Annotated in this window: 13 protein-coding genes; 8 read left to right on the top strand and 5 right to left on the bottom strand. The window is 70.4% G+C overall.

What is annotated here, in order from left to right; all coding sequences use genetic code 11:
* Nucleotides 1-356: 356 nt before the first annotated feature.
* The 3 genes from ACIP79_RS03365 to ACIP79_RS03375 form a co-directional block, all read right to left on the bottom strand.
* Nucleotides 357-1,019: a histidine phosphatase family protein gene (locus ACIP79_RS03365; RefSeq protein ID WP_401218634.1), complete on the bottom strand. Its 663-nt coding sequence runs from the start codon at nt 1,017-1,019 to the stop codon at nt 357-359.
* A 94-nt stretch (nt 1,020-1,113) separates the two neighbouring features.
* A complete protein-coding gene (locus tag ACIP79_RS03370; protein ID WP_401218637.1) occupies nt 1,114-1,440 on the bottom strand; it encodes a hypothetical protein in 327 nt (108 codons plus the stop codon).
* A 43-nt stretch (nt 1,441-1,483) separates the two neighbouring features.
* Nucleotides 1,484-2,167, bottom strand: coding sequence for a TetR/AcrR family transcriptional regulator (locus tag ACIP79_RS03375; RefSeq protein ID WP_401218639.1), 684 nt, complete (start codon nt 2,165-2,167; stop codon nt 1,484-1,486).
* Between the two features lie 109 nt (nt 2,168-2,276).
* Between ACIP79_RS03375 and ACIP79_RS03380 the strand changes: the two genes are divergently transcribed.
* Nucleotides 2,277-3,410 carry an FAD-dependent oxidoreductase gene (locus tag ACIP79_RS03380; RefSeq protein ID WP_401219232.1) on the top strand — a complete coding sequence of 378 codons (1,134 nt, stop codon included), beginning with the start codon at nt 2,277-2,279 and terminating at the stop codon, nt 3,408-3,410.
* A gap of 243 nt (nt 3,411-3,653) precedes the next feature.
* Here the strand turns inward: ACIP79_RS03380 and ACIP79_RS03385 are convergent, their stop codons facing one another.
* A complete protein-coding gene (locus ACIP79_RS03385; protein ID WP_401218642.1) occupies nt 3,654-4,508 on the bottom strand; it encodes a fumarylacetoacetate hydrolase family protein in 855 nt (284 codons plus the stop codon).
* A 34-nt stretch (nt 4,509-4,542) separates the two neighbouring features.
* On the bottom strand, nt 4,543-5,178 hold the full coding sequence (locus tag ACIP79_RS03390; protein ID WP_401218645.1) for an MBL fold metallo-hydrolase: 636 nt from the start codon (nt 5,176-5,178) through the stop codon (nt 4,543-4,545).
* 95 nt (nt 5,179-5,273) lie between these two features.
* Here ACIP79_RS03390 and ACIP79_RS03395 point away from each other — a divergent pair, with 95 nt between their 5' ends.
* The 7 genes from ACIP79_RS03395 (at nt 5,274) to ACIP79_RS03425 (ending at nt 12,381) form a co-directional block, all read left to right on the top strand.
* Nucleotides 5,274-5,708: a MarR family winged helix-turn-helix transcriptional regulator gene (locus ACIP79_RS03395; protein ID WP_401218648.1), complete on the top strand. Its 435-nt coding sequence runs from the start codon at nt 5,274-5,276 to the stop codon at nt 5,706-5,708.
* Between the two features lie 480 nt (nt 5,709-6,188).
* The gene (locus tag ACIP79_RS03400; RefSeq protein ID WP_401218651.1) at nt 6,189-7,190 is read left to right on the top strand and encodes a S8 family serine peptidase; all 1,002 of its coding nucleotides are present in this window, start codon (nt 6,189-6,191) and stop codon (nt 7,188-7,190) included.
* Nucleotides 7,171-7,803 carry a GAF domain-containing protein gene (locus ACIP79_RS03405; RefSeq protein ID WP_401218654.1) on the top strand — a complete coding sequence of 211 codons (633 nt, stop codon included), beginning with the start codon at nt 7,171-7,173 and terminating at the stop codon, nt 7,801-7,803. The genes ACIP79_RS03400 and ACIP79_RS03405 overlap by 20 nt, the downstream gene beginning before the upstream one ends.
* A gap of 4 nt (nt 7,804-7,807) precedes the next feature.
* Nucleotides 7,808-8,908: a radical SAM protein gene (locus ACIP79_RS03410; protein WP_401218657.1), complete on the top strand. Its 1,101-nt coding sequence runs from the start codon at nt 7,808-7,810 to the stop codon at nt 8,906-8,908.
* On the top strand, nt 8,883-10,133 hold the full coding sequence (locus tag ACIP79_RS03415; protein ID WP_401218660.1) for a hypothetical protein: 1,251 nt from the start codon (nt 8,883-8,885) through the stop codon (nt 10,131-10,133). The genes ACIP79_RS03410 and ACIP79_RS03415 overlap by 26 nt, the downstream gene beginning before the upstream one ends.
* 2 nt (nt 10,134-10,135) lie before the next feature.
* A complete protein-coding gene (locus tag ACIP79_RS03420; RefSeq protein ID WP_383689378.1) occupies nt 10,136-10,834 on the top strand; it encodes an iron-containing redox enzyme family protein in 699 nt (232 codons plus the stop codon).
* Nucleotides 10,831-12,381: an MFS transporter gene (locus tag ACIP79_RS03425; RefSeq protein ID WP_401218664.1), complete on the top strand. Its 1,551-nt coding sequence runs from the start codon at nt 10,831-10,833 to the stop codon at nt 12,379-12,381. The genes ACIP79_RS03420 and ACIP79_RS03425 overlap by 4 nt, the downstream gene beginning before the upstream one ends.
* Nucleotides 12,382-12,433 lie beyond the last annotated feature (52 nt).

Genomic DNA, 12,433 nt, shown 5'->3' on the forward strand with positions numbered 1-12,433 from the left:
CGGCCGCCATCATGCTGAGCACGTAGCCACCGGGGTACGTGCCGCCCAGCGCGGGCACCCGCACGGGCAGTTTCGACGCCGTCGGCCAGGGCGGCACGTACGGCCGCGGACACTTCCCTGATCGTTGAGACCAGGGCCTCGGTCTCGGCGGGACCGGTGCAGGTCCGCGGATCCGGCCGTTGGTCGCCGTCGGGGTGGGCCAGGACGACGGTGAAGATTACGGGATGCGGGAGGCGCAAGGCGTCCCGCATCCGATCCAGTAGAGCTGCGACTACGGCGCGACGGCGAGACCAACGGGCGCGGCCACGGTCGCCGAGGCGGTCGCCAAACCCGCTGCCTCCGGCGGCAGTTGCCCTTCAGCGACTGGGAGCGGCCTCGCCGGCCGGGCCAGTGCCCTCGGGGAAGTTTCCTTCCGGGCCCAGCGGGTGTTCCTCCCACAGGAGGGCCTGCCAGCCCTGGTCGGGTGAGCCGGAGAGGACGACTACACCGGTGTTGCCCAGTGGGTGGCTGGACGCGTACGCCACGTCGACGTTCGCCGCTCGGGCCGCCACCCACGTCCGGATCATCGCACCGTGACTGACCATGACCACGGTCTCCGCGCCTGATTCCACCGCGTCGGCGACGACCGCGTCGAAACGGCCCAGGGCCTCCACGCCGTTCTCGCCGCCGGGCATCCTGCGGTCGGCGTCCCCTTCGGCCCAGGCGAAGGCGGTGGAGAGATAGAGGGCGGCAGAGTCGCCATCGCCACGCATCTCCAGGTCTCCGGCAGCCAGTTCCCTGATCCCGTCCCGGACCTGGATCTCCAGTCGCGTCGCGGCAGCCAGGGGACCTGCGGTCAACTGGGTGCGCACCAGTGTCGAGGCGTACAGGGCATCGATCCGCTCCGCCGCCAGAGCCTGCGGCAGCGCGGCGGCCTGCTCCTGTCCCAGCGGTGTCAGCGCCGGCCCCGGCGCCTCGGTGTCCAACAGGTGCTTGAGGTTGGACGGAGTCTGGCCATGGCGTACGAGCAGCAGGCGCATACGGGATTACCTCCACAGGGTGGAACAAGTCGCTCCACTCTGCCACCAAAGCCTTTTGCGCCAGCGCGCGGGCACCGCCACGGTCACCGTTTTCCTACCATCGGTGACCTGCAAGGAGACTTGCTGATGGAGGATCTTGCTGAGGAAGGACTTTCCGGTTGAACGGGCGAGAGTCGGTCTTCCAGGCCACACCGACGTGATGTTCGCGGTGGCTGGCGGCAGGCAGATCGGCCAGGAAGACTCGGGCCCCTCGTCGCCGAACTGCCAGACCCAGCACGGCGACCACGTTGTCGAGCATTCCGGCGCCGAACCAGCGCCGTACGGCGTCGTCGTCGCCCAACAGATGCCGAACGGTGTCGACCTGCTTGGCGTAGCACCGGCGTACGGCGACGGAAAATCGCACCGTGACGTAAAGATGCACGTCGGCAGGGCGCAGCCGCGGGGGCAGCGAGTGTCGGCGACGTCTAGCGCAGGGCTGCGATACCGGTGAGAAAGATGTTCACCCCGGCGAGGAACTGGTCGCGATCGTCGTGCTGCCCCAACTGGGTCGCCGCCGCTTGCACGAACGGGTACTGGGCCGGGTCGATCTGCGCCCACTGCGTGGCGGCGTTCTCCAGGAAGGTCTCTCGGTCCTCGCCGCCCGTGCGGAGCCGTGCGTTCGCGGCGTTCTGTGCGGCGACGCCCAGGACGTAGTTCACGAGCGTGCCGGCCGCGTCGAAGCGTGCCTTCTCCGGAACTCCGAGGGCGTCCAGCAGGCGGCCTACGCCCTCGTAGAAGTCCAGCAGCGCCGGCCGCCACGGCTGGCGGGAGAATTCCACACCGACCCACGGGTGGGCGTCAATCGCGTCGAACAGACCGAGGGCGAGGGCGCGCAGAGCGGTGCGCGGATCCGCGTCGGCGACCGCGCCCGACATCACGCCGGCGATGACCTCGTCAGCGGCCGTCGCGAGCAGATCACCCTTATCGGCAACGTGGTAATAGATCGCCCCGTAGCCGGTGCTCAGGCGCACGGTGAGGGCGCGCAGCGTCAGCGCCTTCTCGCCGCCGCTGTCCAGCATCTCGATCGCGGTCTGGATGATCAGCTCCCTCGACAGACTGTCCGTCCGCCGCGGGGCCCGCGCGGATCCCTTCGCCGTTCTCTTCGCCATGACCCCAGCATCGCATGAATGGAGCGTCGATCCAAAGCCGTGTTAGCGTCATTGGAGTGGCGATCCAAAGTGGGCGTCACGGCACCCCGTATGGGGCTGGGAGGACACCATCACGACACCTGTGGCGATCATCGGAGCAGGTCTGGGCGGCCTGACGCTCGCCCGCGTACTGCACGTGCACGGCATCCCTGCCACGGTCTACGAGGCGGAGCCCGCGCCGGACGCCCGCCGCCAGGGCGGCCTGCTCGACCTGCACCCCCACAGCGGGCAGGCCGCCCTGGAAGCGGCCAGGCTGATCGAGGAGTTCCGCAAGCTGATCCTCCCGGGCCGCGAGGCGTACCGGGTCATGGACCAGGCGGGGAACGTCCTGCTCGACCTGCCTGACGACGGAACGGGCGAACGCCCGGAGGCACCGCGCGGCGAACTGCGGCGGATGCTCATCGACTCCCTGCCCGACGGCACCGTCCGTTGGGGCCGCAAGGTCACCACCATGCGGACCCTCGGCGATGGCCGCCACCAGGTCGACTTCGCCGACGGCACCACCGCCGTCGCGGACCTGCTCATAGGCGCCGACGGAGCCTGGTCGCGCGTACGACCGCTGCTCTCGAAGGCCGTTCCGGAGTACTTCGGCGTCTGCAGCGTGGAGACGTTCCTCTTCGACGCGGAAACCCTCCACCGCGCTTCCGCGGAGGCGGTCGGAGCCGGCTCGCTGTTCGCGCTCGCACCGGGCAGGGGGCTGCTGGCCCACCGTGAAGGCGGCGGAACCCTGCACACGTACGCGCAGTTGAAGAAGCCCCGGGGCTGGTTCACCGACCTCGGCACCACCGATGCCGCAGCCCTGACCTCACGGGTTGCGAGGGAGTTCGACGGGTGGGCTCCCGCACTCACCGCCCTGATCACCGACAGCGACACCCCGCCGGTCCTGCGGCCCATCTTCACGCTGCCGGTCGGGCACCGCTGGGAGCGCGTGCCCGGGGTGACCCTGCTCGGCGACGCCGCCCACCTCCGGGCACCCAACGGTGAAGGCGCCAACCTGGCCATGCAGGACGGCGCCGAACTCGGCCGAGCCCTCGCCGCGCACCTAGGCGATGCGGAGACCGCGCTCGCCGCGCACGAACAGGCCATGTTCGCCCGCGCCGCCGCCGTGGAAGCGGACGACGACGCCTTCTACACGATCATGATCGACGACCACGCGCCCCACAGCTTGCTCGCCCTGATGACCGGCGCCGAACTGAACGCGTGATCCGCGGCCGCCCGTACAGCGGAAGGCAGCCCGCCGACGCACGCAGGCCGGGATCGAAGCCGTACGAGGTTCGACCTGCCCTCGCTGCGCGTTCTCGGCTCCCCGGGAACATCGCTGACGGCGGACCCGTGCAGGTGGGTACGCGGCCACGACCAGCCCACTGGCTCAGGATGCCGCGACCGGCAACCACGACGTCGGGAGTGGCTCGCGGCCGACGACCGAGGTCGAGGCGGGTGTCCGCGCTCACCCCGGGCGGCCCTCTTCCCAGGTGTGGCGGGTGTCGTGGCGGGTGTCAGGAAATGGGTCGCGGTCGGTCGGGTTGACAGCGGTGCCGATGCCTTCGATGAAGGTGGTCATGGTCTGGCCTGGGACCATGCTCGCGGCCTCGGCGGTGACCCCGGGGGTTCCGGTGAGGATCACGTCGCCGGGCCGCAGGGTCAGGAAGGTGCTGCAGTAGGCGACCAGTTCGGCCGGGGAGAACAGCAGGTCGCTGGTCGACCCCCGCTGCCAGGGCACCCCGTCGACGCTGAACGAAAGCGCCAGGTCGCGCGCGTCGTCCACCTCGTCGGGGGTCACCAGCACCGGCCCCAAGGGAGTGGAACGGTCGAAGACCTTGCCTTGCAGGGCTTCGGTCGTACGGTGCTGCCAGTCGCGCAGGGACAGGTCGTTGGTCACGGTGAAGCCGGCCATGGCAGCCGCGGCCTCGGTGGGCGTGGCGCGGTGGAGTGGCTGGCCGATGACGACGGCGAGTTCCACCTCGCCTTCGACGCGGTCGCTGACGGCGGGCAGCACGATGCGGTCACGGGGGCCGGTCAGGGTCGAGGGGAACTTGGCGAAGAACGTCGGAAACCGCGGTGCGGGTCGGCCCAGTTGCTGGATGTGGCTGCGGTAGTTCAGCCCTACGCACAGGATGTGCGCGGGGTCGGGGGAGACGCGAGCGTAGTGGGCGGTGGCCGCGTCGACCTCACCGGTGTCGCGCAGTCGGTCCTGCCGCAGTAAGGCGTCGACCGCGTTGTCGGCATCGACCAGGACGACCCGATCACCCTCAACTCGTGCGCCGGTGAGGGTGCCACCGTGCCTGATCGTGGCGAAACGCATGCTCAGTTCACCTCCTCGCGCCGGTCACGAGAGCTCACAGGTCGATGCTCTGGCCGGGGGCGAGGAGCGTGATTTCGATGCCGGTCAGGCCGGCCAGGATGGTTCGGGTCGAGGCCTGGCCCAGGTCGCTGAGCATAAGTTCGTGGATCTGGAGCACCTGCCGGGGCTTGACCTCGCGCAAGTATTCGGCGGCCTCGCCCAGTTTGGTCCAGGGCCCGCTGGTGGGCAGCAGCAGGGTGTCGACGGACACCTCGGGCACGAAGTAGGAGTCGCCGGGGTGGAACAGCGTCTCGTCGATCAGGTAGCCGAGGTTGTCCACACAGGAGATGTCCGCATGGATCATGGCGTGGCGTCCGCCGTGGACCGCGACGGTGAAGTCGGCGACGCTGAAGGTGTCCTCGGCCGCCAGGACACGTACCCGCCCGTCGTGATCGCCGAGCTTGTCGAGTACCGCTCGAGGTCCAAAGACGCGCAGTTCGGAATCGTCGTCCAGGGCTGCCGCAAGTAGGGCGTCGTCGAAGTGGTCGAAGTGCTCGTGGGTGATCAGCACGGCCGCGGCACCGATGACGGCGTCCTTCGCGTCGGGGGTGAACGTACCGGGGTCCAGCACGATCCTGCTTCCGTCCTTCTCCAGGGCGACACAGGCGTGGGCGTACTTCGTCAGCTTCATGGCGTTCCGTTCATGGTCGGGCTGGACTCGATTACACAGGGAAAGTGTACAGCCTTGCTGTATTTATACGGTGGGTCGGACTGTAGAGTCGCCCCATGGTTGATCAAGATCATCTGGCGGAGCGGCTGCGAACCTCCATCGGCAGGTTCGTGCGTGCGACGCGCTCGCACAGCGACGCCCTTCCGCCGCCCCTGGCTACGACCATGGGCCTGCTCGACCGTGAAGGCGACGCATCGATCGCCGCCCTGGCCCAACGACGCGGCGTGCGCCACCAGAGCCAGAGCCGCACCGTGAAGGACCTGGAGACCCTGGGCTACATCGCCCGAGGAGAGGATCCTCATGACCGGCGGGGATTTTTGATCACCCTCACCGAGCAGGGTCGCGCAGCCCTGGACGCGGACCGCAGATCCCGGCGCGACTGGGTCGCACAGGCGATGGAGGCGCTCCTGAGCCCGGCCGAACAGGCCCAACTCAGCGCCCTGCCCGGCCTGCTGGACCGACTGTCCGAGTACGACGTAGAAGATAAATGATCTTGCACGCAGGGCATCGGCCGATCGGCCCAGCCGTGCCTGGAAGACGGTCGCCGCGGCCCAGCCGGGCATAGGAGCCGGTCGCCGCGGCCCAGTTGGTCGTCGTACCGCCCTCGGTGAACACCCCGTACAGCGAGACCGCTTTCGGCGCCGAGCCCTGCCTGTACGCCAGCTCTCGGCAGAGTGCCCGAACGCCCGCGAGGCGCATGGCGGACGCGAGCCGGCCGACGGCGCAGAGAACTGTCAGTTTCCGTGCCGTGAGGGGCAGGAACGGCCGGAAAGCACCCCAGACAACTGGGATGTCCGAAGGCCGGGGAGCTCGTACAGAATCGGTCCGCGGGCGCCGCTCAGCTGTTCGACTGCGGGGCGGTCCGCGCGTCCGACGGTTCGGTGTCGAGCCGTCCGAGAGAGCCACCAGTGACCGGAAGGCTCCCATTGACCACTACAGCGTTTCGCCGAGCAACGATCCGATTCGCCCACATGAACGCCGGGGAACTCGTCGACCGGTCGTTCGTCGCGGCCGCCACGCCGGTGGACCGGGAATGGGCCTGGGGCGGGTCGCGCGGTGCGGAGGTCCGGGTCTGTGTCATCGACAGCGGAGTCACGCCGGACCATCCCGAGATCGGCCCCCTGGAAGGGTCGTACGCGGTGGAACGCGTCGAGGAGGACGCCGCGGGCGACGGCCGGCCGAGCTACCGGATCGTCCCGGACGACGAGGGCGACGCCGCCGGTCACGGCACCGCGTGCGCGGCGATCATCCGGCGGATCGCGCCGGACGCGAGCCTGACCAGCGTACGGATCCTGGGGCCGCGGCTCGCGGGCGACGGCAACGCGCTGCTGGCGGCCCTGCGCTGGGCGGTGGCGGAACGCTTCCATGTCGTCAACCTCAGCCTCTCCTCACGCAAGGGCGACTTCAAGGCCTCGCTGCACGACATCGCGGACGAGGCGTACTTCAACCGGGTGGCGATCGTGGCCTCCGCGCACAACAGCCCGGTCCTCAGCTTTCCCTGGATCTTCCCCTCGGTGATTTCCGTCGGGTCGCACGAGGTCGCCGACGCGGAGCGCATCGAGGTCAGTCCGCAGCCCCCGGTCGAATTCTTCGCGGCCGGTGTCGGGATCGAGGTCCCCTGGGTGGGCGGCGGCCGTTCGTTCCTCTCCGGGAACAGTTTCGCGACCCCGCATGTCACCGGATTCGTGGCCCGCATCCTCGGAAAGCATCCGCATCTTCCGGTGAGCGAGGTCAAGCACGTTCTCGCCTCCCTCGCGGACAACTTCGCCGACGTGTCCGAAGCGTCCGAGGCGTCCGAAGCGCCCCGCGTCCCCTCCCCTGCCCCCTCCCCTGCCTTCGTTCCTGCTCCCGCCTCCGTCGCACCGCACCCGCCCGATGAACCCGCCCTGTCCGACGTACCGGCCGCACCCGTCTCACTCGCCACATCCACCCCATCTGCCGAAGGAGCCGGCCATGACGAATCCGGCGCATGACGCCCCTCTCAGCGGGCCTGCGTTGTCCCGGCGCGACGAGGTGTTGCGCTCGACCGTACGGCTGGCCCGTCTGATCTTCAGCGCTCCCGCCTCGTCGGTCTTCCTGCACGACGCGGCGGGCGAAACACTCGTCCTGGAGGCGATCTCCGAGACCCGGGAGGACAGCCTGGTGGGCTGGGCCATCCCCGACTACAGCGGCATCGCCGGGTGGGTCTTCCAGAGCGGGGAGGCGGTGATCGCCGACGACCTCGACAACCACGCGCAGTTCAACCGGGACTTCGCGGCCTCGACCGGCCGGATACCGAAGGCCATCATCGCCGCGCCGCTGGACACCGGCGGATCCGTCTTCGGCGTTCTGGAGGTGCTCGACCCGGTACTGGGCGCGCGCAGCGCGACCTCCGGCCTGGAGCTGGTCTCGGAGCTGGCGCGCCAGTGCGCGGCGGCCCTCGTGCTCGCGGGCCCGCCGCCCGGCCCCGCCGGACGGCACACGACGGCCGCCGAACGGCTGACCACCCTGGTGGCCGACCTGGCCAGCACCGACGACCCGAACGCCGCGCGGACGCTCGCCTCGCTGGAGGAGATCGCCAGCGCCCTGTCATCGAGAAGGGGGTGATCCCGTGCATCTGCTGGAAATCGGCGCCATTCGCAACAAGCCCGCCGCCGGCCTCTATCTGGCCCTGACCCGCCGCTGCCCGCTGTCGTGCGCCCACTGCTCCACCGACTCGTCCAGTACCAGCGAACAGCATCCCGAGACGCCGTTCCGCCGGCTCGTGGAGTCCTTCGACCGCGAGACCCGCCCGGACCTGCTGCTGATGTCCGGCGGCGAGGCGCTGCTACGGGCCGCGCTCGTCGCCGACCTGGCGCGCACCGCCCGGTCCGCGGGCACCCGGTCGTACGTGCTGTCGGGCATGTGGTTCGCCCGGGAGAACCGGCGGCTGCCGGCGCCGGTGTCCGCGGCGGTCCGCGAGGTGGACCACTTCGCGGCCAGCCTCGACGAGTTCCACGAACGCGAGGTGAGCCGGGCCGACGTCTTCCGGGCGATGCACCGCATACGCCGGCTGGTGCCGCAGGTCAGCTTCCAGCTCACCGGGCGCGGGGACGACGATCCCTATCTCCAGGGTCTCGTCGACGACGTGCGCCGGGAGTTCGACGACGAAGTACCCATCCTGGTGGGCACCTTGAGCCCGATCGGCCGCGGCCGCCAGCTCGGCGAGCTGACCGCCACGCCCACCTCCGGCGTCCCGGTCGCGCCCGTCGACCCGTGCGACCGGATCACCTGGCCGCTGGTCACCTACGACGGCACCGTCTACGCCTGCTGCAACCAGGACCTGGTGGAGCGGCGCATGCCGGAGCACCTGATCCTCGGCCACGCGTCCCGGCAGTCGTGGCCCGAGCTGCGGGAGGAGTTCCTGCGCCGGGAGCTGTACCGGGCGCTGCGCGTGCTCGGCCCCAGCTTCGTGGCGAGCCGGTTCTCGGACGGACCCTGCGACAAGGGCATGTGCGGCAACTGCGTCGCGCTGTCCGGCGACACCGCGGCCGAGCGGCGGGTGACGGAGTACCTGCGCACCGACTCCGGGCAGCGGGTGGAGGCCGCCGCCCGCCGCATGGTCGAGCAGGTGGACGGGACCGCGTTCTCGGACCGCCGTTCCGGCCGCTACGGGGGCCTGGTGTCCCTGGGTTGGGAGGCGGGCCGTGAACAGCCGTCCCTCACCCACTGACACCGAGCCGGTACGGAGCGTCGACCCGGGGCGGGGCGCGGAGCCCGTACGCGGCACCGAACCCGTACGCGGCACCGAGCCCGCACGCAGTACCGAGCCCGCACGGGACACCGAGCCCGTACGCCGCACCGAACCCGCACGGGACACCGAGCCGGTACGCCGCGCCGAGCCGGTACGCCGCACCGAGGCAGTGCGCGGCGCCAAAGCGGAACGCGGCACCAAAGCGGTACGCACCCGCCCCACACTCGCCGACACCGAGGCGATGCGCCGCCGTCGCGGTGAGTCGGTCCTGCTGTACATCACCGACCAGTGCCCGGTCGGGTGTGCCCACTGCTCGGTGGACGCCCGCGCGGACAGCGACAGGGTCACCGACTGGGAGGCGTTCCACGACGTCGTCGCGGGCATCGTCGCGCTGCCCGGCCTGCGCTCGGTGGCAGTCTCCGGCGGCGAACCCTTCGCCGAACAGCGGGCGTTGCCGTACGCGATCGGGGCGTTCGCCGACGCCGGTCTGGAGACCATCGTCTTCACCAGCGGTTACTGGGCACGCGAGAACGGCTCAGCGCCCGGCTGGGTGCGGCGGCTGCTGCCGCGGATCTCCACGCTCTTCCTGAGTACCGACGGTTTCCACCAGGGCGGCGTGTCGAACCACCGGTTCGTCGGCGCGCTGCGGGCGGCGCACGAGGCGGGCTGCCGCATCGTCGTCCAGGAACTGGACACGGGCGACGGCGCGCGGGTGGCCGAGGAACTGCTGCTCGAAGCGCTTGGCCCGCGGTGGGCCGACGGGGCGGAGACCAAGCTGATCACTCCCCTGCGGTACGGGCGGGGCTCGGGGGTCTTCGCCCTCCAGAGCCGGCACGAGGTGGGGGCACTGGCGGCGTGCACCCTGCTCGGCTCGCCGACGGTCCGCTACGACGGCGTGGTGATCCCCTGCTGCAACGAGGGGCTGATCACCGGTCACGGCCCCTCCGCGCTGCGCGCCCCGACCCGGCGGCCCGAGGACGTGGCACGCGCGCTGACGGGGTTCCGGGACGACCCGCTGCTGCGGGTGATGGGGCAGCTCGGGCCAGGAGCGGCAGCCGACCTGCCCGGCTTCGAGGCCCTGCGCGAGGAACGTTTCGAGAACGTCTGCGGCGGCTGCTGGAAGGCGTACGACATCGCGGCCCGCCCGGGGCGTGCCGCGGACTCCGTGACAGCACTGGGCGTGGCCCTGAGGGAAGGCGGTTGACGGTGGAGGAGCAGACGAGGTCGCGGGCGCTGCGCCACAAGATCGGGCTGCTGATGCCGGCGGTGGACGCCGCGTCCCGGCAGATGTGGACCCATCCGCGCAGCGACCAGGTGTACCTGGAGTGGCTCAAGGCGCTGCACGGGACGATCCGGGCCACGGTTCCGCTGATGCTGGCGGCCGTCGAGCAGTGCACGGTCCGTCAGGGCGACCCGGTGGCGGACCTGGTGGGCCGCTATCTGGCCAAGCACATCCGTGAGGAGTACGGGCACGACCAGTGGGTGGCCGACGACTTCGTGGTGGCGGGGGGTGATCCCGAGGCGCTGCGTACGACGCTGCCGGGGGCGGCCATCGCCTCGCTGGTCGGCTCGCAGTACTACTGGCTGCGCCATGTGCATCCGGTGGCGCTCGTGGGACACATCGCCGTGCTGGAGGGCAACCCGCCCGGTCCCGGGCTGGCCGCCGACCTGGCGGCCAGGACAGGACTGCCGGACGACTCGTTCCGCACCATCGCCCGGCACGCCCAGCTGGACATCCAGCACCGCGACGACGTGCACCGGCTGATCGACAGGCTGCCGCTCGACCCGGCACAGGAGGAGCTGCTCGGTGTGAGCGCGCTGCACTCCCTGAGGGGGCTGATCGAGGTGATGGAGGACGTCCTGGGCCGGGTCCAGCGGCGCTCCCCGGTCGCCCTGGCCGGATGAGCCGCACGCGGGTTCCGGGCCCGCTCGCAGGCCGCGACTTCCGGCTGCTGTACACCAGCACGGTGGTCTCCGGCCTGGGCGACTGGCTGGACCAGGTGGCGCTGCTGGTGCTGGTCATCACGGTCTGGCACGGCGGCGCGGGCGACCTGGCGCTGGTGGTGGCCGCGAGCATGCTGCCGTTGCTGGCGACCCCGTTCCTGGCGGTGCTGGTGGACCGCCGGCAGTCGCGCCGGGTACTGATCCTCACCGACCTCGTGCAGGCTGGGCTCACCCTGGGCCTGGTCGTCGCCCCCGGCGTGTACTGGGCGGCCGGGCTGGTGCTGGTCCGTTCGGCGCTGGGCTCGGTCGGCGGGCTCGCGGGCCAGATCCAGCTACGGGTCTCGGTGCCGCCCGACAAGGTCCAGGCCGCCACCGTGCTGCTTCAGACCGCGATGCAGTCGGTCAAGATCCTCGGGCCCGCGCTCGGTGGTCTGCTGATCGCCCTCATGTCGCCCCGGGCCGTGTTCGCGGCCAACGCGTGCACGTTTCTCGTCGGGGTGGTCGCCGCGAGCGCCCTGCGCACCACGTCCTCACCTTCCCGGAATACAGATCTGCACTATTTCAAAGAGCTGGGAGAGGGATTCCAGCACGTTTTCGGATCGCGCCTTCTGCGTTCCCTGCTGTTCGTCATGTGCAGCCTGATGTTCGTCGTCTTCCTTTACGATTCGATGGCCGCCCTGATCGTGCCGGCACTCGGAATGGGCACGTCCTACATCGGATACATGGTGTCCGCCGTCGGACTGGGCGGGGTCGTGGGTTCGCTGCTCATGGGCCGTTTCGCGGCGAGACTGCACCCTTTCCTCACCATGGCGGTTTCGGTCCTGGTGATCGGCTGCATCATCGTCGGTATCGGATTCGCCATTGTCCGGGAAGTACGTATTGACTCCGCCGTATGGCTGTGTGTTATTTTCCTTCTGGGAATCGCAAGTGCCGGAATCCTTGTCACTTTTCCCAGCGTCGTGCATTCCGAGACCCCGGTCGAGCTGACCGGCCGGGTATGGGCGCTCATGAATTCCGCGCCGGCCGTACTGAACGTACTGGCCCCCGCGCTGGCCGCGGCCCTGGTCGTGTGGGTCGGGCTCGGCAGCCTGCTGCTGCTGGCGGGCGCCGCCCTGCTGCTCACCGCTCTCGTGGTCGCCGTCCGGCTCGGCGGCGTCCCGCACACCGCACCGCCGTCCGGCGCGGACGACGGTGCCGGCCGGACCGACGGGCCGACGCCCGACCCGGCCCCCCTGAACTCCGGTGCGCCGCACCGGGAAACCAGAGCCACATGCGTGAAACGCGCGGGCTCGTCAACCGAGGAGATCACCATGGCAGACAAGATCGACAAGCTGGCCGAGGCCGGTTTCTCCCTGACCGACGCCAACGACGCCCAGCAGGCGGTCCTCAAGTCCCTCACCGAGGACGAGGTCAACGTCCTGCTGAGCGTCAAGTCCCGGGTCGAGGCCGCGGGTTCGGACGTGGAGGGTCACTCGGTCTCCGACCCCAGCGGCGGCTACCTCTGGTAGTTCCGGCCCTCGTCCGGGGATCGGCCCCGGGCCGGGTCACCCACCCGGACCG

The sequence above is a fragment of the Streptomyces sp. NPDC088747 genome (assembly GCF_044751025.1).
In the GTDB taxonomy this organism is placed as follows: Bacteria; Actinomycetota; Actinomycetes; order Streptomycetales; family Streptomycetaceae; genus Streptomyces.